Source organism: Ruegeria sp. ABF4_144 (assembly GCF_056160045.1).
Genome location: NZ_JBSWWK010000001.1, coordinates 2,617,188 through 2,641,943 on the forward strand (window position 1 = coordinate 2,617,188; position 24,756 = coordinate 2,641,943).

Consider the following 24,756-nt stretch of genomic DNA (forward strand, 5'->3'; position numbering starts at 1 on the left):
CCAAGCAAAGTTTGGCGCAAACGGCAATGATGAATGTGCCCCCGGTCTCACGCTTTCATACGTTCAAATCCAGGATCATAAGGCGAAGGGGGGATAACCGTCGTGCGTACGCGCTGGCCGCAGGAATCCAACTCCATCTCAACCCCAATATCGGACAATTCGGGCAGAACGAAGCCATGCGCCAAATTCAGACCCGCACGATGCCCCCAGTCGCCCGAGGTGATCGTACCCACAACCCGACCTCCCTGCATCAACGACGCCCCGGGATGGGCAGGTTGCTGCGTGGCGTGGATTTGCAATGAGACCAGCTTTTTTCGCGGCCCTTCGGCCTGTCTTTTCTGCAGTGCATCGCGACCGATGAAGTCACCCTTGCCCAGCCTCACAAAGCGGTCGAGGCCGGTTTCAAACGGGTCAAATTCCGTGATCAGATCAGCTTTCCAATGCAAAAAGCTCTTCTCCATACGCATAGACTCCACCGCCCGCGCGCCGAAAAGTTTCAATCCATGAACCTCTCCGGCCTGCCGTAGTGCCAGATAGGCAGCGTAGAGCGAGGCGTTGGGAATATGGATTTCATAGGCCAGCTCACCCGAGAAACTGACACCCATCACCGTGGCCGGAGCAATACCGACAAAGCACTCGCGCACGCTGAGCCACGGGAAAGCCTCCTTGGACCAGTCGCCGCGAGCGCAAGCAGAAAGGACATCACGCGCCTTGGGACCGGCAAGGACCAAAATGGTCTGGTCGTTGGTCAAGCTGCGCAGTTGTACGTCTTCGTCAGCCCGCAGGTGTTGGGTCAGCCAGTCCATGTCGTGAAACTCACTGGCGGCAGCGGACCCGTACCACAGGCGGTCCGGCCCCCGGTCGGTGGCAGGCAGGTTGGCAATAGTCGCCTCGGCCTTGACCATACCGTGATGGTTCAACAGATAGCCCAGCCCAACCCGACCATCGCGCCGAGTGACGGTGCCGCAGAACATCCGGTCCAAAAAGGCGTGCCTGTCCGCGCCCGTGATCTCGATCCGGTTGAACCCGTTCACCTCGGCCAATCCGACACCGTTTTGCACATTGGCGACTTCAGCGGCGACCAGATCAAATGTTTCGTCAAAATCGAAACTGAGCGAGGGCGAGAAGTCGGGGGTGGGCTTGACGTATTCGACTCTCTCCCAGCCATTCACCACCGTGAATTCCGCACCCTCGGCGGCCATAACGGGGGTCAGAGGGGTGGTCTTGGCTGGCCGTCCGGCAGGGCGATGTTCGTGCGGGAAGTGAAAGCGGAATTCGTTCTGGTAATCCTCAATAGCCTTCAGCGCTGTCAGTTCCACATTCGCGTGGCCCGTGAACCGCCGCGGGTCCAGACACCACGTGTCATAACACGCCTCGCCATGCACGATCTGCTGGGCCAGCAGCCAGCCGTGACCACCACCCTCGCCCAACCCGGCGCGCAGACCGATGATGCAAAACGCGTTGCGCTTGCCCGGAATCGGCCCGACCAAAGGTGCACCGTCGATCGTATATGTGATTGGACCGTTGACGACCGTGTGTACCCCGACCTCCATCAGAGCGGGCATGCGGGCAAACGCGCCCTCCAGCACGTCGGTTACGCGGTCCAGATCATCCGGGCACAGGGCGTTGACGAAATTCGGATCAATCCCGTCCATACCCCATGTCTTGCAGTTCTGTTCATAGAACCCCAGCAGCAGCCCATTCTTTTCCTGCCTGCAGTAATAGTCACTGATCGGGCACCGCAGCAGAGGCATCCTGTGCCCCGCATCGCGAATGGCAGGAATTTCTTCCGTCAGGAAATACTGGTGCTCCATGGAGGACACCGGATGATGCACCCCCATCATCGCGCCGACCTCATTCACACGATAGCCGCAGGCATTGACCACGATATCGCAGTCGATATCGCCATGCTCAGTGTGGACGGTCCAGGTGTCATCGCTGTGCTGGGTCAAACCGACAACCGGTGTGTTGCGATAAACCTCGGCCCCGGCTTTGCGTGCGCGACGGGCCAACGCCTGACACAGCTGCGCTGGGTCGATGTCTCCATCCATCGGGTCCCATAGCCCGCCGATCAGGTTCTCGGTCGAAATAAGCGGGTGGCGGCGGGCACATTCTTCGGCATCGATCACCTCGAACTGCACATCCATCCCGCGCGCCATCGAGGCAAAATGGCGATAGCCCTGCATCTGCGCTTCGGTATTGGCCAGACGGATGCCTCCGTCCCCATGGTGGTAGTTGATCGGATAATCCGGGTCGTCGGCCAGCTCTTTGTACAGTTGGATAGAGTGCGTTTTCAGCCCGACCATCGTCTGGTTCATGCCAAAATTCGTCACCTGCGCCGCCGAATGCCACGTCGTGCCCGAGGTCAATTCGTTGCGCTCGACCAGAACCACATCCGTCCAACCCTCTTGCGTCAGGTGATACAGCGTCGAACATCCGGCGATACCACCCCCGATGACGACAACTTTGGTGCGCGACTTCATTGGCTCTGCTCCCTCTGATCCGGGACAAGTTGTGCGGAAGAATTTACCCGGCCGACAACAGGTGCGGAGACTGTATTGGAAAATCGAAACTGCGATTGAAGATTTTCAAATTCGCAATTCCCCTTTGCGACGGGACAGAGTTGCCGCTTAGTGTGCCCAAAAAGAGCAGCGAGAAAGGAGCGGGATGGCTTCAGAGGTCAGCAAACGGAGCGGTCGCCGTGCCCGGCACGCGCAGCGGGCAGCGAAGCCCGTGGTCGATCCCTGCCCGCCGGGTCAGAAAGGGGGGGCATTCAAACCCTTAGCCCCAACTGAGATTGAGCAAATCTACGACACCGCCCTGCGCCTGCTGGAGACATTGGGTATGGGCAATGTGCCCGACCGGCTGGCCGCCGATCTGATGGCTGCCGGAGCGCAACCCGGGGAACAGGATAGGCTGGTTTTTCCGCGTGAGATGGTCGAGCGGTTGGTTCGTTCTGCCACCAAAACATTCACTCTGCACGGTCGGGATGAAAGTCGCTCGATCGAAGTGGGCGGTGATCGTGTGTATTTCGGCACCGGCGGCGCGGCCGTGCAGACACTGGACCTGGACTCTGGCCTCTACCGCCCGTCTACTCTGGCCGACCTGCACGATTTCACCCGGTTGCAGGACACACTGGCCAATGTCAGCTGGTTTACCCGTTGCTGCGTGGCAACGGATGTCCCGGATGTACTCGACCTGGATATCAACACGGCCTATGCGCTGGTGCGCAACACAACCAAACCGGTAGCCACCTCGTTTACGCTGGCCGAGAATGTTGCCCCAATTGTCGAGATGCTGGATATCGTGGCCGGTGGACCGGGTGAATTCGCCAAGCGACCCTTTCTAAAGGCGCATATCAGCCCGGTGATCTCTCCGCTGCGCTATGGCGAGGATGCGGTTGACGTGGTGTACGAATGCGTTGCCCACAACATCCCTATGTCCTGTATCACAGCCGCTCAGGCCGGTGCCACGGCCCCCGCCACACTGGCCGGGTTTCTGGCGCAATCACTGGCCGAAACGCTGGCCAGCCTTGTCATGGTCAACACGATCCAACCCGGTTTTCCGATGGTGTTTTCCAACTGGCCGTTGATTGTAGACCTGCGCACCGGCTCCTTCGCCGGCGGCAGCGGTGAGACCACCATTCTGAACGCGGCCTCAGCGCAAATTACCAATTGGCTAGGCCTGCCCTCGGGCGTAGCCGCGTCGATGACCGACGCGAAAGCCATCGACGCACAATACGGGGCCGAAAAAGGGATGACCTCTCTGGCCGCTGCGCTGGCCGGAGGTAACTTGATCTATGAAAGTTCGGGCATGACAGCGTCGCTGCTGGGAGCAAGTTTCGAGGCATTTGTTCTGGACGATGAAATGCACTCTCACACCTATCGGGCCTTGCGCGGGATCGAGGTGACCGAAGAAAACCTGGGCTTTGACGCGATTTGCCAGTCGGTTTTGGGCGATGGTCACTTCCTTGGCAGCACGCATACCTATGAGGCGATGGAGCGGGATTACTTCTACCCCTCCCTGGCCGACCGAAACGAGCCACGCACTTGGCAGGAAGAAGGCGCAACTGACGCCTGGTCTGCCGCGCGTGAAAAGGCCAAAGAGGTTCTGGCCACCCATCACCCGGCATACCTGACACCTGAACAAGACGCTGAAATCCGCAAGCGCTTTCGCATTCTGTCCTAAACGCAACGCCCCATTTCCAAGTCACAGATCTGCCGCTAGGCTCGCGCCAGAACAAGTTTGGGGGAGCACATGACCAATTCGTTTTTTCAGCCGGTTTCGGCGATGGAGCTTGCCCGGTTCGCTGGCATCCCCACGTTCATGCGGTTGCCCAGCATCACGCTGGATCACGACCGTATTGCCGAAGTTGAGTTGGCGCTGGTCGGCATCCCGTGGGACGGCGGCACCACCAACCGCCCCGGCGCCCGACACGGGCCGCGTCAGTTGAGGGACTATTCGACGATGATCCGGGCGACGAACCCGGTGACCGGGGTTGCGCCTTTTTCGATGGTCAATTGCGCCGATCTGGGGGATGTCCCGCCGAACCCGGTGGATATTCAGGATACGTTGGAGCGGGTGACCAGCTTCTACACTGACTTGACGGCGCGCGGCATCACTCCGCTGACCGCTGGGGGCGACCACCTAACAACTTTGCCCGTCCTACGCGCATTGGCCAAATCCGGCCCGCTGGGGTTGATCCAGTTCGACAGCCACACCGATCTGTTCGACACCTATTTCGGAGGCCACAAATTCACCCACGGCACCCCTTTCCGCCGCGCGGTCGAGGAAGGGTTGGTGGATCCCAGACGCTTTGTGCAGGTCGGTATTCGCGGCACCGCTTACAACACTGAGGATATCGAATGGGGTGAGGCGCAGGGCATTCGCATCATCCGGATTGAGGAACTGTTCGACCGCGGCATTAACGACGTGATGGCCGAAGTGCGCAGCATCGTAGGCACCGCGCCCACCTATTGCACATATGACATCGACTTCGTTGATCCGACCTATGCCCCCGGCACCGGTACGCCCGAAATAGGCGGCCCGAACAGCTTTCAGGCGCAGCAGGTCATTCGCCAGATGGCGGGTGTCAATCTGGTCGGCGCGGATCTGGTCGAGGTCGCGCCGCCCTTCGATCCCGAGGGCGGCACGGCCTGGCTTGGCATCTCGCTGATGTTCGAACTGCTCTGCGTTTTGGCGCAAGCAGTGGACGCGCGGCGCTAGCTCACGTTTTCCGCGATCATCGAGATCATCTCGAACATCACCGCCGCTGCCGTCAGCGCGGTGATGTTGTTGGGGCTGTCCTTTGTGGGCATCATGCAGACGACATCCCCGCCCACGATATTCAAACCCCGCGCGGCCCGCAGAATGCCGACCGCCTCGTCAATGTCGAACCCCTTTTCGCCGGGCTCCAGATTGGACACGGCGGGCGCGACCGTCGGGTCGAGGCAATCCAGATCGAAGGTGATATAGACCGGGCGATCGCCCAGAACCTCGCGTGTCTGCGCAACAACATCTTCCAGCCCGCGTTGACGGAACTCGCGCATGGTGACGATGTTGTATCCATAGTCATAGGAGGGCTGTAGCCAGTCCAAACTGCGCGGATGGCCCCGTAGCCCGATCTGCATCGACCGTGTCGGATCGACCTGTCCCTGATCGGCCAGATAAGCTCCCCAATGGGCCGCTGATTTTTTAGCGCCCAGAAAGTGATCGACCTTGGTGAAAACATCCGTATGCGCGTCCAGATGTAGAAAGCTGACTGGCTCTCCACCTGCCAGCTTGCCGCCGCCCAGCGCCTGCACGATCCCGCCGGTGATTGAGTGATCACCACCGACAGACACCGGCCGCGCGCCTGCCGCATCGATATCCTTGTAAAACGCCGTAATACGTTCAATGCAGTCTTCGTTGTCATTAGCACGCGGAAACGGCACGTCACCTACATCGGCAATCCGCGCGCTGTTCCACGGGTCGATCCCAAACACCGAGTGCACCCTGCGCTGTACCGCCGAGACATGACGCAAGGCACGTGGACCCAGATGCTGATCCCGCTCGGTTGTGCCATTGCCCGTGGAATGCGGAACACCCACCAGCGCGATGTCTTTCCCCTCGGGCCCCTCATTAGGGCAGCGGAACAAGGTGGGCACACCCCACCAATAGAGATTGTCCATCATGGACTGTTCATAACGATCGGACATGGTCTTCCCCGTTCAAAGAAAAACGCCCCCGGCGACAACCGGGGGCGTGTGCTTTAGATTTTCTCGTCTTCTCGCCGGAAGGCGCCCTGCACGATCCGGTCCATCACCATGGCGAGGAACAGGATGGCGAACCCGCCCAGCAGGCCCGGACCCTTGGCCGCATATTGCAGCGCCTCTAGGATTTCCTTGCCCAGACCGCCGCCGCCGATCAGCGAGATGATCACAACCATCGACAGACACATCAGGATGGTCTGGTTCACGCCGGTCATGATCGATGGCAAGGCCAGCGGGATCTCCACATCCTTCAGCAACTGCCACTTGGACGCGCCAAAGGCGACCGCCGCTTCTTTGATGCTTTCTGGAACCCCGCGCATCCCCAACGCGGTCAGACGGATCACCGGTGGCATGCCAAAGATGATCGTGGCCAGAATGCCTGGCGGGTTACCCGTGCCAAAGAAGGCGATGATCGGGATCAGATAGACGAAGGCAGGCAGCGTCTGCATTAAGTCCAGCACTGGTTCCGCCGCACGATAGGCGCGCTTGGATTTACCGAACCAGATGCCCAGCGGGATACCGAACACTACGCACAGCAACACCGCTGCGCCGACCAAGGCCACTGTCTCCATCGCCACATCCCAATAGCCCAGCAGGGCGATGTAGGCGAGCGAAGACGCCGTGAAGATCGCCACGCGCGGACCCGCCGCACGCCACGCGGTCACGCAGATGACCAGCATCACCACCGGCCACGGCGACCCGATCAGAGCGATCGTCAAAGCATCCAGAACCGAGCGGACACCAGCGACAATGCCGTCAAAGACATCGCCCCCAGCGGCGGCGGCGGCGTCGATCTGCGCCTCCATCCAACTGGCCAGGTTCGAGAAGATCGTGCCCTCCCCTTCGCCCAGTATCAGCGCTGACACTTGTTCTTCCGGGAAGGCATCCAGCATCGCAAGCGACGCGTTCACCGTGAACTTGTAGATGATCAACGGCGCGATCGCGGCCACTAGAATCGCGCCCAGAACCGTATTGCGTGTCGACCGACCGCTTTCCGTACTGGTCGGATCTATCCGCCATTTTGAATACTGCTTTTCATAGACCCGGTCCGCGTAGAACCCCTGAGCCAACTTGAACACCAGCAGCATCAAAAGCCCGGTGATCATGATCCCTGATGCTTCGGCCTGAGCCGCCTGCGCTTGTGCCAGACTGCTGTCCGCCGCCTTCTGGATGTTCTCGGCCAGACGGTTGAACCGGTCGATATCGGCCTGTTCCGTCGCGGCTGTCGCGCGCTCCAGCAACTCATTCGCGCGGGCCTGCTGGCGTTCGGCCCGTTCGGCCAGGTCGGCACCCGGATTGCCCCAGGCGCCGCGCCCGATCTGCACCCAGGCAATGATTTCAAGGATCAGGAAGGTCCAGAACATCCCCCAGATGGCCCGTGATGCCGACCAGAACGGCCCCAGCACCGCCGCCCAGATGTTGAACGTGTTGGGCAAGGCGCTGGTGGCATCGTGGATTTTGTGGAATGCGGTGACGTAATAGTCACCGTTCGGACCGGCAAATTCGTGAATGGATTGATCCAGTGCCTCGCGGTCAACCTCGATATCAGAGGCGGCCGTGACTTTCATTTCCATCGCTGCATCAGTCATTTTTGCCCCCTTGAATTCCGCGCAGCAGACGCGGCTTGGTCACGATACCGATGTCACTGCCCGCATCGGTGATGACAACCGGCATATCGGTGTTCACCGCTAGATCAATCAGCTGATCCAGGTCCGCGCCTTCATCCGCGCGTGGCGCGCCTTCCAAAGGCCCGGAATAGCTACCCATCGGCTCCATAATCGAATGCGCCTTAACCAGTTTCAGCTTCGAAATACCCTGCACAAACTCGCGCACGTAATCATCTGCCGGGTTCATAACGATGTCTTCCGGTGTACCAATCTGCACGATCACCCCATCTTTCATGATGGCGATGCGGTGACCTATGCGAATAGCCTCGTCCAGATCGTGCGTGATGAACAGCGTCGTCTTCTGCAACTGCGCCACCAGCGCCTTGAACTGATCCTGCAATTGCAGACGGATCAGTGGGTCTAGGGCCGAGAACGGTTCGTCCATCAGCAGGATTTCCGGGTCCGAGGCCAGCGCTCGCGCAATCCCTACCCGCTGTTGCATCCCACCCGACAGTTCTTTGGGCAAACGGTCTTCGTAGCCGGTCAGGTCTACCAGACCCAGCGCGTGATCCGAAACCGCCCAGCGCTTGGATTTGGACACTTTTCGAATTTCCAACGGATAGGCCACGTTATCGCGCACCGAGCGGTGCGGCATCAGCGCCATGTGCTGAAACACCATCCCGATCTGCTGCGCCCGAATGCGGCGCAACTCGGCCTCGGAAATCTTGGACACGTCATGGCCCAAAATCTCGATCTTGCCCGAGGTTGGTTCGATCAGGCGGTTCACGTGCCGCACCAGCGTTGATTTGCCAGAGCCAGACAGACCCATGATGCAGAATATCTCGCCCCGCGGCACCTCGAAGGTGGCCCCTTGTACACCCACGACGCAATTGAATCTTTCGAGAACTTCGGGTTTTCCAATGCCCTCGTTCCGTACGGCTTCCATGGCTTCTTCGGCTCGAGCGCCAAAGATCTTCCACACATCCGTCAGTTTTACGACTGTTTCGGTCATACTTGTCCCTTTGATGCAAAACAGGCCGCCGGACATGTCCGACGGCCTGTCCGGTTTTCAGTTCCGGTTGGCGTCTATCACTGAGACATCCAGTTCAGAACGGCATCCTCATTGGCGGCCACCCATTCTTCGGCATAGGCCATCGGCTCTTTGCCTTCGATCACCAGCGCATAGGTCATGGCCGAGACCGTGTCGGTGTCCAGCTGCATGTTGGCCAGCATTTGGGCAACTTCGGGGAACTCGTCCTCAAGGGATTTTGCATAATGCAGGTGCAGATAGGCCAGATCCCAAGCCACACCGGCATCGGATTTCTCAAGCCAGTCCGGATCGTCGGTGGGCTGTAGCACATTCCACTTGGACGCGTCATAGGCAGGCTCTTCCAAGATCTGCATGTCATGCAGCGCAAAGACATAGTGCGGCGTATAACAGAACCCGACCCACGGGTCGCCTGCCTTGATCGCGTTGTCGAGGTTGGCATAGGCCACAGTCTCGTCGATCTCAGTCAGCTCCATCACCTGATCATAGCCGTAGGACTTGGCTCGGATTTTCTCGACATTTGTCGAGGCCCAGCCCGGCGCACCGATCCACACTTCACCCTGACCGTCACCATTGCTGTCAAACAGCGCTGCAATATCGGGGTTGGTTAGGTCATCGATTGATCGGATATCGTTGGCATCCGCAGTCGCTTTATCGACGCACATACCCTGAAACGCCTCAACGCCGTTAGGATTGAATGCAACAGTGCCTTTGTCGGTGACATAGGTATCATGCAGGTTCTTCTGGTTTGGCATCCAAACCTCGGGGTGAACATGCATTGCACCGGAATCCATCGCCTCAAACACGATCGGGTTGGTTCCGTTCTGCAGTTCGACCTCAAGCCCGAGGTTCTGTTCGATCGCCACCTTCAGGATATGGGCCGTAGCATTCACTGACGGCCAGTTTGGCACACCGATCACGATATCCGCGGCCATTGCTGGTCCCGCGACCGCCATCGATACACCCCCTAATAGCGTTGCAAGTTTTTTCATTTGATATCTCCATGTTGGTCGTCCGTGGTGCTTTTTCTCTAGCGACCCTGTGGGACACTGACGCACCTTGCGAACAGTAGCGGGAAGGCAGAGCTTCCCTGTTTTTGGGCCAACGGCTTGCAGCGCCGGGTTGGCCAGAAAATTGAACCATGTCGGAACGCCGCCCTTCAAGAACTACATTCGACAATCCGCTCCATGCGACATTATCGTAGATTAGTTTCGCTTTTTTGCAAATTAAGGCGTGTCCAGCCTCACACCAACAGTGTGCTCTGACAGCGCCTCCAAACACCCCGAGATCTCTTTATACGGTAGTTTGTTGACTTGACGCCACAGCCAGCAAGTGAGCTTACACAAGACTGCTGTGGATTGTGCGAACCACCTTCGTCAAAGCGACAACAAACCAGATCACGCTGACTCCACTAACTGTTGCAGAAAAAGCTACAGGCAAGAAACCAAGGGCTTATTCCGGCGATGAATGCAGATTTTACCGTTCAATTGCACAAGCTTAATGCTCTCTGCAATTCGGATCGGATACACTGCTTGACCTCGTGGACCAAGATCGAAACAGTGCTTGGAAAGTCGAGCACAACAAACTTTTTAGAACCCCAGCTTAATGCGCCTTGTTTACAAGAAAACCCTGATCAAACCGGCTGGACGCAACCGGATCTATGAAATCGAGCTGATTGAGACGGACGGGCTATACCTGGTCAACTATCGCTATGGTTGGGAAGGATCTGCGCTCGAAGATGGTACGCGCACACCTGACCCCGTGTCGCGGGAAGACGCCGACCGGATCGTAAACAGCCTTGTTTTGTCCTGTACAGAGCGTGGATATTTCGAACAGGGCGCTGCAGCACCAGAAATTCACCCGGCCGCACCGGTCGAGGTTGAGGGCGGTATGCAAGGCCCATACGAGTTGGCGCTATTGGCCCGCGTACAACGATTGCCCGGTCTGGATGACGCGCACGCCGCGAAATTGCTGTGGTCGCTGGCTCTGCGCCGTCTGCAAGCCGCCCTGCCTCCTGTTTTGGATGCAGCGGGCGGTTTTTCGGCCAAACAGCACCGGGCGACCTGCCGTCTGCTGCCTTACGTAATCTGGCGGTTGCACGATCCGCAATGGGACAGCGATATCGCGGACACGCTGCGCCTTCTTACCCGTGCGTCGGACGCGGCCTCGTCAGAGGCTGCGCAACTGGTTCTGGGAAAAATTCAGGGGGTACCTCTCCTTGAACTCGAACCGGACGCGCGCGCATTGTTGGTTTCAGGGTCCGCCGAAGACTGGATCGCAATGCGCACTCAGGGCGACGACAGGTTTCATGCGCAAACGCTGGCGCTATATGCCGCCGGGCTGCACGATCCTAACGCGGCGGCGTTCTGCATAAAGGTACTGGCCAAACTTCCGTTTGAGACGGGCAGCTTTCGCACGGTCCGGCGTATCTTCAAGGCGGCGGAGGCCTTTGATGACGCCCCTGTCTTTGGCCTGCTGGCGCAACGCTTTTCGGCAGAAGCTGTACAAAAACCATATTATGGCAGAAGACCCACTTTCAAAGGCGCGACCAAAAGCTATCTGAATCGCCGTGTCGCTCGCCATCTGCGCAGCCTTGGCGGCTTCGCGCGCGAGAATTTTGTGGACATGGCCGCGTCCTGCCTCATGGATCAGCGTTTCGGCTTGCCCGCATCCAGTGCAACCTTCCCGGTGCGTGACATGTTGCTGTCCGGACCAGATGGGCGCTTTGCGGAGCTGTGGGCCGAGGCTCCGGGGCATCTGCTTGAGATCGTCCGCAACAGCCACCATCAGCCCACCGTCCGGTTCGCTGCGCGTTTGTTGCGCAACAGCCCCGACTATACCGCACGCATTCGCCTGCCGATCCTGGCAGATCTCTTCTCGCATCCGCTGATCGAGGCGCAAGAACTGGCGCTTTGGGTGGCCGAACGTCGTGCTGCGTCCGGGCTGATGGAGATCGACCTGCTATGCATTCTGGCTACCCAGCCGCTGGAGGCCGCGCAGACCATGGTGCGGACCGCGCTGAACCTCGCGCCCGAGACATGGCTGCGCGACCCAGACGAGGCAGCCCGGCTGTTGCTCGCATTGCACCCTGATCATTATCCGTGGCTTGAAACATTTCTGCCCGGCGCGCCCCTGGATGCCGACGGCACGGCTAAAGCACTGCTGGACCGGCTGCAGTTGACAGACCCGCCGATGGCCTTGACGCGAACACAGGCGATGGAGTTGCCAGGACGACTGCATGTGACCTTGCAAGACGCTTTCGCTGGCCTTCCGCCCGAAGCGTTTGCCGCTCTGTCCGAGCATCCCGCACCCATGCATCGGCTGATGGCCATCCGGTTGGCAGCGCTGCGTCCCGACGGGGCCACTTTGTTTGACGCACTTGCCCTGGCTGGGTCTGAGGACAACGACCTGCAAGCCAGCGCCGCCGCGCTCGTCGCAGGGTCCAGCCGAGAGGTTTTGATCCGCTCGGTCGATTTGCTGTGCGCCTTACTTCTGGGGCCGAACCCCGATGCGCGCCGCGATGCGTCTTTGGCCGTGCAGCGCTTGGCATCGGATGACGAAGGTCGCCCCGCGCTTCTAGCATCGTTGCTTGATGCCACCTATCACGAAGAGCCCCACGAAGGGGTGCATGACACGCTGGCCGATCTTTGGGGTCTCACGGTACCCGCGACCGACACACCAACTGCCACAGCCCTGCGCCACGGGGTCCGCGATATGGGGCCCGATGTGATCTGGAGCCTTATTCGTGCCCGTGTGGAACTGGCGCGGCGATTGGGTGCCGCGGTGGTGTCGGAACTTTCCCCTCTGGCTTTCTCATTACGCAAGATTGCCCGTATCGGCTGCGCAGACCAAAAGGTTGCGCGGGACTGGGCGGTTGGCGCCCTGCGCGCTCGCATGGATGAGGTCGCGCGCACGCCGCAGGATACCTTTGCGCTACTTGATGGCGAATGGGACGATAGCCGAAATGCCACCTATGGCCTAATCCGTGAAACCGGGGCGGAGTCATGGCCAGACGAAGCCGTGCTGGCCTTGTGTGACTGCACTACAGCGGCGGCCCAAGGGTTTGGGCGCGAGCTGTTGGCGCAACGCATGACCGCCGAGGCCGCGCCGGGCTTTCTGATGCGCCTTGCCGAACACCCATCACCGACATTCCGGCTGACCATCGCGCGGCTGATCCGCGACCACGCGGGCGACGATCCGAACCGCCTGCGGACCCTGATCCCCGCCATGCGGCGGATGCTGCAGCGGGTCCATGCCAGCCGGGCCGCCAAGGAGCAAATCTGGCGCTATATCGAAGACCGGATCGAGTACGGAACCGACGCCACCCGCGACGCTCTTGTCCCGCTAGTCAATGACATGGCGGCCTCGGTCATTCGGGCTGACCGCGAGCGGGCCATCACCGCCTTGCTGCGTCTGCGCGCCCACGGCCTTGTGGAGACCGCATCATGAAAGTCACCCACCGCTATGCCGGTCAGTCTTCGGCGGCCAACGGCACTCTCAGCTTTGCACCGGATCTTGGTCGTGATCCCACTTATTTCGTCGGTACGCTTGGCAACACTGTCGCCTTCCGCGAGGCGATCTCGGTCCTACATAATGTCGTCACCCACGACCTGCGCCCTAAACCCACCAACAAGGAAAGCTATTTCCGCTGGCTCGAGGGGCAACGCGCCGAACTTCTGGCCGAGGCCAAAACGCAACGCGAGAGAGACACCGCGCGTCTGACCGACCTGCGCGCGGAATTGTCCGAACTGCGCAAACAGGAACGGCAGGTTCTTGGCACCTACCGGAAGGCCGAGCAAACCTATTTCGACTGGCTCTACAAAGTCGATCGCGCCGCTTGGTACGTGCTGGACCCGGTGATCGCCGTTCATCCCGACGAGCTGTCGTTCGAGTGCTTTTCGGCGGACGAGAGTGTTTATGGCCGCCTCGGCGTTGATTTGGAAATGTTCGACGACATCTCGGAGTTTCAGGTCGGCGTGACCAATATCGACTACAGCCAAAACCTGTACGATGCCTTCCAGCAAATGCGCAGTCACAATACGGCCGAACTGCGCGTGAACCCTGAAGGCTTCACCGCTGATATCCAGGCCGGACGGGAGGTTTTCGAAGCCAAGATCGATCTGCCGGACAGCTGGATGCGTGGGTTTCTGCAGGTTAGCGCTGCGATGACATTACCGATGTCCAAGGTGCGGCTGCACCCGATGGACATGCACAACATCTGCGCCCGGCTACGGGCCCGCAAGGAAACGCACGGCCCCCGCTCCCTTCGGTTTCGCCTGCGCCCCGGCGCGCCAGTCGAAGTGGTTTTCGAACCCTGGAACGAGGTGCTGACCTGCCCGCGGTCCATTTGCCACGTCGAACAAGAAGACGAAATTCGCATGTGGGGGCGTCGTCGCCTGCGCATTCTTGAACGTTTGGTTCCGGTCGCGCGCCATTTCGATCTTTATCTATTCGGCTCGGGTATGCCGAGCTTTGTGATCGCCGATCTGGGCCCGATGCGATTCACACTCGGGCTGTCGGGCTGGACGTCGAATGATTGGGCGCAGGCCGGACACTTCGATCTGCTTGCTCCGCGTCGTCGAGTGCCGTCGAGCCTTGGGCGCAGCATCCTTGATCATCTAAGGAGCAGTTGGATCGGGACCGGCGATGAAATCGCGCGCGCCATTGGCGCGGATGTAAGCGACACGGCCTCGTCACTGACGGCACTGGCACAAGCTGGCCGGGTCATGTTCGATCTCGACAAGGGGTTCTGGCGCTTGCGCGAACTGACGCAGGAACCTCTTTCGATTTCTGACCTGCGCTTTACCGATGAAACCGAGCGGCTGGCCGACCGGCTTTTCGCTGCCGATCTGGTGGAACTGGAAACACTCACCCCTGACCGCATCGCAGGTCGCGTGACCGAGGACGGACGGCAGCATGAGGTGTCCCTGACCATAAACGCGGATGAGCGGATCACGGGCGGGACCTGCACTTGCTGGCATTTCCGTCAGAACGCGCTTCGCAAAGGACCCTGCCCGCATATGATCGCGCTGCGGCGCGCGGCTGAAGCCAAAAAGTACAACGCCAAACTGATCCAATTTCCGGGAGGCCCATCATGAACCTGTGGCCCTCTGAGCTGAATTCAGGCTTGCGCGCGTTTTGCAACGCGCCTAGCCTGCCCTCCAAAGCAAGAGGCTGGGAGCCTTGCAACCTGGGCGGTGTTTCGCCGTCCGCGCCAACCGACTGCACATGCATCGCTGGCTCAATCTTCACAACGCGATCCCAGCCACCCCTATGCGCTTGCCGTTTGAGTTCGCAGAACTCAAGGCGCATAGGGGTGGCGGGATCGCTGGGAGTTGATCGATCCAGCCCTGAGAGCTGTTCGAAGGCCCCATTCCTCTTGCTTTCCTCCAATCCCGCGCGAGGTGCCGTTCAATGAGCACCGTTTCGACCCTCCGGTCCCGCATTTCCAACAGTTCACTAGATCAGGTGGTACTTGAAGAAATGATCCGCCACGGCTTTTGGGACCGGGAAACCGAAGTTGGCGAAATGCCGGCCGAGTTTTTCGAACGCCGCGCCGCGCTGCAGGCCGAGATTGCAGATATCCTTAGGCGAGACCGGCGATTGTCCGACCCCGACAAGGCGCTGCAGGCGGTGATGAAAGAGAGGATGCGCCAAGCGCGCCTCAAGCGGGTTGAAACCAAACGCAAGGCAATCGAAGCCCGCAACGCCCGCGCCGCCGCATTCGATGCCCGCAAACGGGCCGAGGTGATCTCTCTGGGCGATGTTTCTTCGGCCCCGCTGCAGTCTCGCGACGCGAACAACGACAGGTTGACAGCTCAAGGGCTGCCGGTGATCGAGGGCGCGATATCCTTGTCCGAAGCCATGGGTATCGGCCTGCCCGAGCTGAAATTCCTTGCCCATGACCGCAAGGTTGCCCGGGTCACGCATTACCAAAGCTTTGAGATCCCCAAGAAAACGGGCGGCGTTCGCTTGATTTCTGCCCCTAAGCCGCGCATGAAACGGGCGCAATACTGGGTACTTGAAAATATTCTGACGCGCATCGAACCCCATGACGCCGCGCATGGTTTCCGGGCGGGTCGCTCAATCGTGACCAATGCAACCCCGCATGTGGGTCAGGACCTTGTTATCAACATGGACCTGCAGGACTTTTTTCCCTCGATCACATATGGGCGCGTTAAGGGGTTGTTTGCCGCCATGGGTTATGCCGAGGCCGATGCCGCCGTGCTTGCGTTGATCACGACCGAAGCCCCACGCGACCAGATCGAGGTGGACGGCACCACATGGCACGTGGCCACCGGCCCCCGAGCAACCCCGCAGGGCGCACCTACCAGCCCGGCAATCGCCAATCTCGTGGCGCGCAAGCTGGATCGGCGGCTGTCCGGGCTCGCGCGGCGGTTCGGCTTTTCTTACACACGTTATGCCGACGACATGACCTTTTCCGGCCCCTTCCCCGGTGATCAGGGGTTGAAAACTTTCCACGCCGCAGTGCGGGCTATCACGACCGAGGAAGGGTTCACCCTGCACCGCGACAAAACCCGTTTCATGCGGCGTGGCGGGCGTCAGGAGGTGACGGGCCTGACGGTGAACGACAAAGTATCAGTCCCCCGGACCGAACGTCGGAAATTTCGCGCGTGGCTGCACCAGGCCGAACAGAACGGAGCCCCCCAGCGTGCGTTCCGCACCGGCAATCCGGTGACAACCGGACAGGGCTATGCATCGTTCCTGTACATGATCGGAGGATCCGAAGGGCTGGCTCTGGCCGAGCGGGCCTGGATGCTGCTTGGACGACAAACCGGTGCCAGCTCAGACGATATAGAAAACGCCAAGGCCTTCCGTATGGCCAGCGCCGAAGGGCGCTTGCCAAAGCCGGATTGGTGGCAACCTGCCGATCCAGCGCCTTTCAAGCCGATCCCCCTGCCTGCCTTCGACAGAAAGGATCAAGAGACACGCGACGTTCAAAGTTCGATCCCCAAGGCAGGTGCCCGCGTCATGCGCCCAACGCCTGCTGAACGGCCGGGACAGGAGGCTCGCTCACGCGCAGCCCTGGCCCGCTCGAACCGCGTGTGGGGTGGCCAGCCAACGCACTCGCCCCAAAGCGAACAGTCGACGCTGTCCCAATGGATCATGTCCTTCTTCGCGTTTTTCCTGCAGGTTGTGCCATATTTTGGCGTACCGTTTGCCGTTTGCGCGCTCTACTACATCTGGAAACCGCGGGGAGGTTATCCCGGCGCCACTACCTTCTGGCACAAAGCGCAGCTGGCCGCGAAGTATCTGTTCATCCTGTTGGGTTTCGACGTCGCGATATTTCTGGTACTGGCCTTCCGCTGACCTCTGATTGAAACGTGTCGCGCGTTTCAATCAGGCATGGCTGCTACAGTTTCCCAATGGGTCTAAACGTGAGTGCGAACAAACGTTTACACAACACTTGATCGGTAGTTCTGTGGTTTCAGAAGTTTAGCTTCACAACTACGAAGTTAAGTGGTGCCGGGGCGGAACACATAAACAAATTAAGTGTATATTTTTAAAGTACAAAAAATAGATGCATACCACGCGATACCCCGAATGGTACCCCCAGTGGCGAAATTACCCCGCCTACATTTGCAGTGTATTTAGCACGACGAATTACCATGTAGAGGCCAATTATGACCTCGAACATAACTACGTACTCAAAAACTAGTTGCTCGCATGATGCGCGCATTGCGATCAATGTGGCGACGAGCCAGCTCTAAAGGTTTGAACATTGAAGGCAGTCATCTAAACATTCGCTGATGCATGCTTTGGTGACCGCTTTGCGGACAAAGCCGCCTTATGCCCATCGCTTTCTGATGACTGGTCTCACACCGAAGCGGACCTTCACTACGAGCTTTACATCCTCCGAGATGCGAACGAAGCGGTCACTGCTCAAGGCGACTAACGCACAGTTTCTGCCATCCGTCGCTTGCAACTACTAAGCTGTCCTACCAGAGCCTAGTTCGCGGTCGCCTGACAGTACCGGCCCAAACACAACGGGCTAGACACCAGAGCTGAAGCATGACTGGATAGCTTAGAAATTAGCTAGTCGGACGGAGATCCCCGAAAATGAAAAGTAATGCAAACAAGCTGTTAGTGACCTCAGCTATTGCTATCGCTCTTTTGGTCTTCGGTGCGGTATTTACGGCTTCTACACAACCAGCAAGCGCAGAGGCTGGTTATTTCTGGGATGAAACCGTTGAGTCTGTAGATAGAAGCCCTTGGATATTTGAAGGCACAAATGTTTTTGGCGAATTAGCACGAGTTCCACCGTCAGATTGGGTACGTACTTTGGAAAAAGCGGCATACCCAACTGAGCTTGAGACTTTTGTTTTCACAGCTAGCAATGATGAAGAACAGAACATCAACGATTGGTTGCATCAAACGCATACCGATAGCTTTTTGATTTATCACGATGGCAAATTGGTCGCTGAAAAGTACTTCAATGGCATGAGAGCTGATACGCCTCACCGCATTCACTCGATCACCAAGACAGTGTTGGGTATGGCAGCAGGGCTGGCGGTTGAGGCGGGAGAATTAGATCCCAAAAGGCTGATCACCGAATACCTGCCAGAGTTGGAAGGCCCAGCATTCAAAAATACAACGGTTAGACACCTACTTGATATGACCGCTGCTGTTGATTGGAAAGATGCTTCTAGCGGCTACTTAGACGATGCCGGTGATCTGTTCTGTGCGTTTGGTCAGGACCTCTCTGAAAAAGTTGAAATTTGTGATACGGAGGCCGGCGTTAAGGAGTACATGATCTCTCTGAGTAATCGCGAGACCTTGGTAGAAGACGGTGAAGTTTATAGCTACCGTTCAGTGCTATCTGCGCTGCTGGGCATGGTTATCGAGTCGGCAACTGGAGAAAGCTATCTGGATGTACTGGCCGAGTTGTGGCAGGATATCGGTGCTCAGGACCCCGCATACAGCGAACTAGGGCCCAAAAGGATTGTGCAAACGAGTGGTGGGTTATTTACCAGCTCTCGTGACCTATTACGATTTGGCATAATGATGCTGGACAACGGAAAGGTTAACGACACTCAAGTTATTCCTCCGGATTGGATAGCTGACACGATTCAAGCAAATGACGATGTGATCGCAGCTTATGAGAAAAGCGCATATGCGGAGGTGTTTGCAGGTTTCCACTACCGTAATCAAGTTTGGGTGAAAGATAGAAAAAAAGGTGCGTTCTACGGTATCGGTGTCTATGGGCAGCTATTGTATGTGAACCAGGAAGACAATGTGGTTATGGTGAAGCTATCAAGCCAACCGGAAGTTCAAAACACACCTATGTACCTTGACTCGATGGTTGCGATGAAAGGAATTGCAGAGACTTTGAGCAAGTGAATTTCAAAGCGCCTTAGTCTCTAAAGCACAACTCGAAAAGTGAAGAAGATATATTATTAGCTTTCTCAGAGAACGCTGCGACTTGATCGTTAAATTGCCAATGGTATTGAAAAATCAACGGCAGCTTTTGTATGCACTTCGGGCATTGATGAACGGTGCAGAAATTTGAATTTAGGGCTCGTAGTCGACGTTCGCCGCGGCAAGCATAGGCGGGTAGTACGAGCCCCGAAGCGGACGCGCCTGGACCGCTACAAACAAGCGAGGGATCAGCTAAGTTCCGAGTTTCTTGAGCTGGAACACATCTGACGATTTGATCACTTCGACGATTGTTCCAACTTTGAACTTTGCTATCTCATCGAGGAATGCGTGAGCGATGCTAGCATTTTGTTTCGCAGAATGGTGGCGAGTTCCTTCACATGCTTGCATCCTTTCTTGCAGAAACTCAAATGCAGTTGCTTTTCCTGTGTAAACCACGCTAGCCGTGTCAGCTGCTTTGCCGGAACGTTCAGTTACAAGCTGGAAAGTCTCCATTTGGCCAGGCAACACAAGTTCACTTTTCGTCGTGAACTTGCCATCCTTCAAGGCGACTAAGCCTTTCTCGGTCATGTTTGAACACTACGCTTCTATGAATGCTTGGAGCGAATGGCTAGAGCCGTTGTAGCGTTGATATCACGCATCTCAGAGGCAGAGGTGTTGGTTATTGCGAATGGCGTCTTCGTCTGCACATCAACCCTTCGCAATATAGTCCTGAATGTCTGAAATTTGCGGTTCGCGGCTTGCTGCACCCGCGATAAACCGAAGCATGATCAAAGTCGGCTTTGGGCTCGAAGCGGTCATTCGCTGCAGCGCCGCGGCTTGACGCGCCGGAAGTATGGACACCCCGCGTGTCTGGATGTAGCGCCAGACAAACCTTTTCCCGGAACGAAGATGACGGAAACGACATATCCAAGCCCTGCCCAACCGCACCGCCATGCTGACATGGCTGTGCACGCGATCGGGCTGGTAGCGATTCTGGCAGCCGGTGGATTGTTACTCTTTAAGTCAATCCTCGGCCTCGAGCTTAAACTTGTACTTGCAGTCGTGGTTTACGTGCTCTGTGCGCTGTCGTCCAATCTAGCATCTGTCGCCTATCACTTTTCTACGGTTCACCACAGGCGCACACTATTGCGACGCATTGATCACGCCGCGATCTACCCCAGCATTTCGGGAACTTTCACACCCTTTTTCGTCTTGGCAGATACGACATGGACGATGGCCTTGCTATGGATTTGTTGGGGGCTCACAGCCTTGGCCGTCTGGAACAAAGTCACGAACAAAACGGTCAAGTCGCGATGGTCAACTGCATCCTACCTTGGGCTGGGCGCAATTGGGTTAAGTGCGGTTCCTGACTTAACGCATTTACCTATCACGACATTGTGGTGCATCTTGGCGGGCTCAGCCGCGTACGTCATTGGAACGGTATTTTACACCCAAAAAACAATGCCTTTCCGGTATGCTGTTTGGCATTCATGGGTAAACATTGGCGGAGCCCTGATGTTTGCGGGCATATGGATAGCACTATCTACTCAATGGTAGATTTTTCAGAGGTAGGACTAACCGCTTCGAAAACGGGATTTTGGATATTGCAGTAGAACGATGGGTCTGTTTTGGGCTCATTGCGGTCACACGCTGCGCTGCTCACCAACGTCGGATAGGCTGATGAACCTGCCACTTGGCTTCTTGATAGTTTCAGTAGGCCGACAGGGTGTCGCTGCCTGGAGTGGGAGGGCAATTGATGTCCATTTTTCCACTTCCTGCCATCCCACCAAAACGCCCGCCGCGGAACAAAGGTCGCCTTGTAGGCCAAAAACGCCCGCTTCTCGCGAAAAATGTCAGGGACATCAACGTCCGGCTTGAACTCTCAGACAATCTCAGGGATTTGGCACCCTTCAATCTTGCGATCGATGGCAAGCTGCGAGGCTGCGATCTCGTTCGCTTGAACGTAGCCGATCTTGTTACTGGTGATCGTGTCCGCGAACGTGTGACAGTTTTCCAGAGTAAAACAAAGCGGCCGGTCCAATTCCAGGTTTCGGAAAACACCCGCCAGTCCATCTGGACCTGGGTATGCCGCCCGGAGATGCTTGGATGCACTTTCCTTTTCCCAGGCCGCTTACACGAAAGGCCGCATATTTCGACACGACAGTACGCGCGTCTGGTCCGCGATTGGGTGTCGGCGATTGGTTTGGAGCCAAGCGGTTACGGCACGCATTCACTGAGACGCACCAAAGCGGCACTGATCTACCTGAAAATAGGGCAATCTACGCACGGCGCAGCTCTTGCTTGGCCACACCTAGATCGACAGCACAGTTCGATATCTTGACGTTGAACTGGAAGACGCGCTGAGTATCGCAGAAAAGATCGACGTATGAAGATTGAGCGGGCGGCAAGAGTCGCCCGCTTTTCGTTTCTGGCAATTGTCGCATCAGTGCTGACCTTCCACTGGACTTCCGAGCCGAGACGAGCGTCACCTTCGCCAATTGAGTTAAATCTCCCGCCCGGATCGCCGGGCTCAGATCAGCAGCTGGGGTGGCATCATTGCCATGTGAATGCTTGTGACAAGTAAGCAGTCACTCCAGTAAAGTGCGGCGAATGTCCACTTCGAGCCCAAGATACGATTGCTGCGTCTTGTACGAACAACTGTGAACCGCAGAAAGCCGACACTCGGCTTGGAATGGACGGCCTAATCCAGACATCCATCAGCAGGGCGCGATGCTGCGATTGCAGCATTCATTACCGCCATTCGCTGTCGTTGCACAGTCTGGCAGAGTGCAAATTCACGCAATGATCCCTTTTGGTCGACCTGGCTTCAGGAGTGGATTCCATTACCCCGAGTTCTCAAGTATGACGTACTGATGGATATAGTCGTCATTACGACCATCATCACTTCTCTTTTTGTTGTTATCGGCGTGGCGGAGCCACTGGCTGCGCGGTTGCGCTTGCCCTTCAGCGTTATTCTCGCCGTCCTGGGGATAGTGATCGGGCTTGGAGCAATTTTCTTTCTCGACACTGACCTGACGGATGCGCTGAATCCGGGGGCACAGGCGATCATTGATCTGCCGATACGATCTGACGTATTCCTCTACGTTTTCCTGCCTACGCTGCTCTTTCAGGCGACACTCGGCATGAACCTTCGCAGGATGCTGGACGACTGGATGCCCATCCTGATGATGGCCATTGTCGCAGTGATTGTGGCAACACTTTCCATTGGCTATGCACTCAGTTGGGTAAGCGCGTTACCGCTGGCCGCGTGTCTCTTGATCGGGGCTATTGTGTCGACAACTGATCCTTCGGCGGTTGTCAGCATATTTCGATCGATTTCCGCACCACGCAGGCTTTCGCGAATCATTGAGGGCGAAAGCCTTCTTAACGATGCTGCAGCCATCGCTCTTTTCGGGCTGTTCATGAGTTTTGTCATGCTCGGAAGACCCGATCCTATACTGAGTGAAGCCTTGGGGCAGTTCCCGCTGTTGATCGTAGGTGGAGCACTCACCGGTTGGCTCACAGCGCGCGTGGCCGTTTGGCTGATGGCTTTTGTAGGACGCTGGGAAATGGCGCAGATTTCAATCTCGGTTGCACTGCCGTATCTTGCCTATATCGTTGCAGAACAAAGCGTTGGAGCTTCGGGTGTCATTGCTGTGGTAGCCGCAGGTCTTACGCTCAACCTGACAGGCCCCGGCCGATTGTCGCCAGTTGCTTGGGCAAATCTGCAGGAAGTATGGGACCTTCTGGCGCATTGGGCAGGGGCGCTGATCTTTATTCTTGCCGCATTGTTGATACCGAGACTGTTGGAAGGGGTGCGGCCGTCTGACCTTGGCCTATTGGTTGTGGTGGTTCTTGCCGCGACATTCGCAAGGGCGGCGGTTCTGTTCGGCTTGTTGCCCATTCTTACGAAAATTGGCCTGTCGCCAGCCGTGGAACGCCCTTATCGCACCGCGATGTTGTGGGGCGGCCTTCGGGGTGCTGTGACATTGGCGCTGGCGCTGGCAGTCACCGAAAGCACGCAGGTGCCGCTCGAGACCAAGCGTCTGGTCGGCATCCTAGCCACAGGCTTTACGCTATTTACACTGATTGTTCAGGGAACAACCTTACGCTCGGTGATCACAAAACTGGGGCTCGACAAGCTCTCTCCGCTTGATACGGCGCTATCGCGCCAGGTGGTCGCGGTGGCTTTGCAATCTGTTCGCGAGGATGTGTCCCGCACCGCAGAAAACTACGACTTGACCCACGATATCGTCAGAAACGAAGCCAAAAAGTTCAGTGAACGCCTCGACGAGGCTGTAAAGGCCGCCGAAGACAGCGCGGAGATCCTTGATCGTGACCGGATCACGCTTGGCCTTATTGCGCTGGCCGGTGCAGAGCGGGACGTTGTGTTGTCCCGGATGCGAGAGCGCACCATGTCATCGGTTCTGAGTGAGAAGATTCTTTCCGACGCTGATCGGCTGATCGAAGGCGCACGGACCGGAGGGCGGATCGGGTATCAGCGAGCATCAAACCGGTCCGTCGTTTACGGCAAGTCATTTCGGGTCGCCGTGTTTTTGCACAACCGTCTTCGAATCTCGTTCCCTCTCACACGTATAACGACAGATCGGTTTGAAAGGTTGCTCATGCAACGCCTGATCCTTCGAGATCTTGACGGGTTCGTCCGTGGCCGCATACGCCGTATCCACGGTCGCCGGGTTGCGGAATTGCTTGATGATCTGTTGGCGCGCCGATCCGAAGCGGTTGAGACGGCGCTTGACGGTCTGCGGCTCCAGTATCCCGGTTATGCTGAAAAGCTGGAGCGGAGGTTCATCCGGCGGACGGCGTTACGACTGGAAGAGCGCGAATACACGGTCATGCGAGAAGACGGCCTGGTCGGTGAAGAGCTTTATTCGGTATTGATGCAGGAAGTGGCGGCCAGACGTGCTTTATCTGAAGGACGTCCCGTACTGGACATCGCTCTTAAAGGGCGGGATCTGGTCAGGCAATTTCCGCTCTTCTCTGATCTGGACAAAGCTTCACTCAGGAAACTCAGCAGAGCACTGCGTACACGTCATGCCAACGCGGGTGACACCATCATTGCCCAAGAAGAACTCGCCCGGAGCGTGTTCTTCATTGCTTCCGGGGCAGTCGAGGTGGAACTCGGCAGACATACTACGCGGTTAGGTCGTGGCGAAATGTTTGGGCAATTGGCCATGCTATTGAAACGGCCCCGTCGCGTAAATGTTCGGGCGTTGGCACCGTCGACATTGCTTGAGCTAGACGAAGCACGTTTCCGGCGGTTGCTCCGGCGAAGTGAAGCCATGCGAAACTCCGTCAAAATGAGCGCAAAAAACCGCATGATTGACCCTGCGGTGTTGGAATTGGATGAGCCTGCCGACACCTCTGAAAAAGGGTCCGGTTCTTGAGGCGCCATCATTTAGAAAAGTCCCGTCAGCAATGGCGCATTTTCGCGCACGCCTATACTTCT

The 24,756-nt window shown here is 57.5% G+C and carries 14 protein-coding genes and 1 pseudogene; 9 read left to right on the forward strand and 6 right to left on the reverse strand.

From position 1 onward, the window contains the following. Positions 1-47 precede the first annotated feature (47 nt). Positions 48-2,483, reverse strand: coding sequence for a GcvT family protein (locus ACXAGD_RS13110; protein ID WP_475211245.1), 2,436 nt, complete (start codon positions 2,481-2,483; stop codon positions 48-50). Between the two features lie 184 nt (positions 2,484-2,667). Here ACXAGD_RS13110 and ACXAGD_RS13115 point away from each other — a divergent pair, with 184 nt between their 5' ends. Both ACXAGD_RS13115 and speB read left to right on the forward strand, forming a co-directional pair. Further along, a complete protein-coding gene (locus ACXAGD_RS13115; RefSeq protein WP_475211246.1) occupies positions 2,668-4,188 on the forward strand; it encodes a trimethylamine methyltransferase family protein in 1,521 nt (506 codons plus the stop codon). A 69-nt stretch (positions 4,189-4,257) separates the two neighbouring features. Further along, positions 4,258-5,226 (forward strand): agmatinase, encoded by a 969-nt coding sequence (gene speB, locus ACXAGD_RS13120; RefSeq protein WP_475211248.1) that lies wholly within the window; start codon positions 4,258-4,260, stop codon positions 5,224-5,226. Here the strand turns inward: speB and ACXAGD_RS13125 are convergent. From ACXAGD_RS13125 to ACXAGD_RS13140, 4 genes are all read right to left on the reverse strand, one after another. After that, complete coding sequence (locus ACXAGD_RS13125; RefSeq protein WP_475211249.1) at positions 5,223-6,197, reverse strand: arginase family protein; 975 nt, start codon at positions 6,195-6,197, stop codon at positions 5,223-5,225. The genes speB and ACXAGD_RS13125 overlap by 4 nt on opposite strands. A 53-nt stretch (positions 6,198-6,250) precedes the next feature. Beyond that, positions 6,251-7,840, reverse strand: coding sequence for an ABC transporter permease (locus ACXAGD_RS13130; RefSeq protein ID WP_475211250.1), 1,590 nt, complete (start codon positions 7,838-7,840; stop codon positions 6,251-6,253). Continuing rightward, positions 7,833-8,870: a quaternary amine ABC transporter ATP-binding protein gene (locus ACXAGD_RS13135; protein ID WP_475211252.1), complete on the reverse strand. Its 1,038-nt coding sequence runs from the start codon at positions 8,868-8,870 to the stop codon at positions 7,833-7,835. Before ACXAGD_RS13135 ends, ACXAGD_RS13130 begins: the two co-directional genes overlap by 8 nt. Before the next feature lie 77 nt (positions 8,871-8,947). Next, the gene (locus ACXAGD_RS13140) at positions 8,948-9,898 is read right to left on the reverse strand and encodes an ABC transporter substrate-binding protein (RefSeq protein WP_475211254.1); all 951 of its coding nucleotides are present in this window, start codon (positions 9,896-9,898) and stop codon (positions 8,948-8,950) included. Positions 9,899-10,511: 613 nt separating this feature from the next. On the opposite strand from ACXAGD_RS13140, the gene ACXAGD_RS13145 reads away from it, so the two are divergent. The 4 genes from ACXAGD_RS13145 to ACXAGD_RS13160 all read left to right on the forward strand — a co-directional run bounded on the left by ACXAGD_RS13145 (position 10,512) and on the right by ACXAGD_RS13160 (position 19,268). Continuing rightward, positions 10,512-13,355: a hypothetical protein gene (locus ACXAGD_RS13145; protein WP_475211256.1), complete on the forward strand. Its 2,844-nt coding sequence runs from the start codon at positions 10,512-10,514 to the stop codon at positions 13,353-13,355. Further along, positions 13,352-15,004 (forward strand): hypothetical protein, encoded by a 1,653-nt coding sequence (locus ACXAGD_RS13150; protein ID WP_475211257.1) that lies wholly within the window; start codon positions 13,352-13,354, stop codon positions 15,002-15,004. Before ACXAGD_RS13145 ends, ACXAGD_RS13150 begins: the two co-directional genes overlap by 4 nt. A 316-nt stretch (positions 15,005-15,320) precedes the next feature. Next, positions 15,321-17,237, forward strand: coding sequence for a reverse transcriptase family protein (locus ACXAGD_RS13155; RefSeq protein WP_475211258.1), 1,917 nt, complete (start codon positions 15,321-15,323; stop codon positions 17,235-17,237). Between the two features lie 750 nt (positions 17,238-17,987). Beyond that, positions 17,988-19,268 carry a serine hydrolase domain-containing protein gene (locus ACXAGD_RS13160; RefSeq protein ID WP_475211259.1) on the forward strand — a complete coding sequence of 427 codons (1,281 nt, stop codon included), beginning with the start codon at positions 17,988-17,990 and terminating at the stop codon, positions 19,266-19,268. A 270-nt stretch (positions 19,269-19,538) separates the two neighbouring features. Here the strand turns inward: ACXAGD_RS13160 and ACXAGD_RS13165 are convergent, their stop codons facing one another. After that, entirely contained in the window at positions 19,539-19,874 is a 336-nt protein-coding gene (locus tag ACXAGD_RS13165; RefSeq protein ID WP_475211261.1) for a hypothetical protein, read from the reverse strand. A gap of 321 nt (positions 19,875-20,195) precedes the next feature. On the opposite strand from ACXAGD_RS13165, the gene trhA reads away from it, so the two are divergent. From trhA to ACXAGD_RS13180, 3 genes and pseudogenes are all read left to right on the forward strand, one after another. Next, the gene (gene trhA / locus ACXAGD_RS13170) at positions 20,196-20,843 is read left to right on the forward strand and encodes a PAQR family membrane homeostasis protein TrhA (protein WP_475211262.1); all 648 of its coding nucleotides are present in this window, start codon (positions 20,196-20,198) and stop codon (positions 20,841-20,843) included. 199 nt (positions 20,844-21,042) lie between these two features. Next, positions 21,043-21,676 (forward strand): annotated as a pseudogene (locus ACXAGD_RS13175) (tyrosine-type recombinase/integrase). A gap of 483 nt (positions 21,677-22,159) precedes the next feature. Next, a complete protein-coding gene (locus ACXAGD_RS13180; protein WP_475211263.1) occupies positions 22,160-24,694 on the forward strand; it encodes a cation:proton antiporter in 2,535 nt (844 codons plus the stop codon). Positions 24,695-24,756: the final 62 nt, after the last annotated feature.

Excerpts from the sequence above, each read along its gene's own strand:
- ACXAGD_RS13165 (WP_475211261.1), bottom strand. The coding sequence starts at position 19,874 with ATGACCGAGAAAGGCTTAGTCGCCTTGAAGGATGGCAAGTTCACGACG.
- ACXAGD_RS13125 (WP_475211249.1), bottom strand. The coding sequence starts at position 6,197 with ATGTCCGATCGTTATGAACAGTCCATGATGGACAATCTCTATTGGTGG.
- ACXAGD_RS13130 (WP_475211250.1), bottom strand. The coding sequence starts at position 7,840 with ATGACTGATGCAGCGATGGAAATGAAAGTCACGGCCGCCTCTGATATC.
- ACXAGD_RS13135 (WP_475211252.1), bottom strand. The coding sequence starts at position 8,870 with ATGACCGAAACAGTCGTAAAACTGACGGATGTGTGGAAGATCTTTGGC.
- ACXAGD_RS13140 (WP_475211254.1), bottom strand. The coding sequence starts at position 9,898 with ATGAAAAAACTTGCAACGCTATTAGGGGGTGTATCGATGGCGGTCGCG.
- ACXAGD_RS13115 (WP_475211246.1), top strand. The coding sequence starts at position 2,668 with ATGGCTTCAGAGGTCAGCAAACGGAGCGGTCGCCGTGCCCGGCACGCG.
- ACXAGD_RS13180 (WP_475211263.1), top strand. The coding sequence starts at position 22,160 with ATGGATATAGTCGTCATTACGACCATCATCACTTCTCTTTTTGTTGTT.
- trhA (WP_475211262.1), top strand. The coding sequence starts at position 20,196 with ATGACGGAAACGACATATCCAAGCCCTGCCCAACCGCACCGCCATGCT.
- ACXAGD_RS13150 (WP_475211257.1), top strand. The coding sequence starts at position 13,352 with ATGAAAGTCACCCACCGCTATGCCGGTCAGTCTTCGGCGGCCAACGGC.
- speB (WP_475211248.1), top strand. The coding sequence starts at position 4,258 with ATGACCAATTCGTTTTTTCAGCCGGTTTCGGCGATGGAGCTTGCCCGG.
- ACXAGD_RS13160 (WP_475211259.1), top strand. The coding sequence starts at position 17,988 with ATGAAAAGTAATGCAAACAAGCTGTTAGTGACCTCAGCTATTGCTATC.
- ACXAGD_RS13155 (WP_475211258.1), top strand. The coding sequence starts at position 15,321 with ATGAGCACCGTTTCGACCCTCCGGTCCCGCATTTCCAACAGTTCACTA.
- ACXAGD_RS13110 (WP_475211245.1), bottom strand. The coding sequence starts at position 2,483 with ATGAAGTCGCGCACCAAAGTTGTCGTCATCGGGGGTGGTATCGCCGGA.
- ACXAGD_RS13145 (WP_475211256.1), top strand. The coding sequence starts at position 10,512 with ATGCGCCTTGTTTACAAGAAAACCCTGATCAAACCGGCTGGACGCAAC.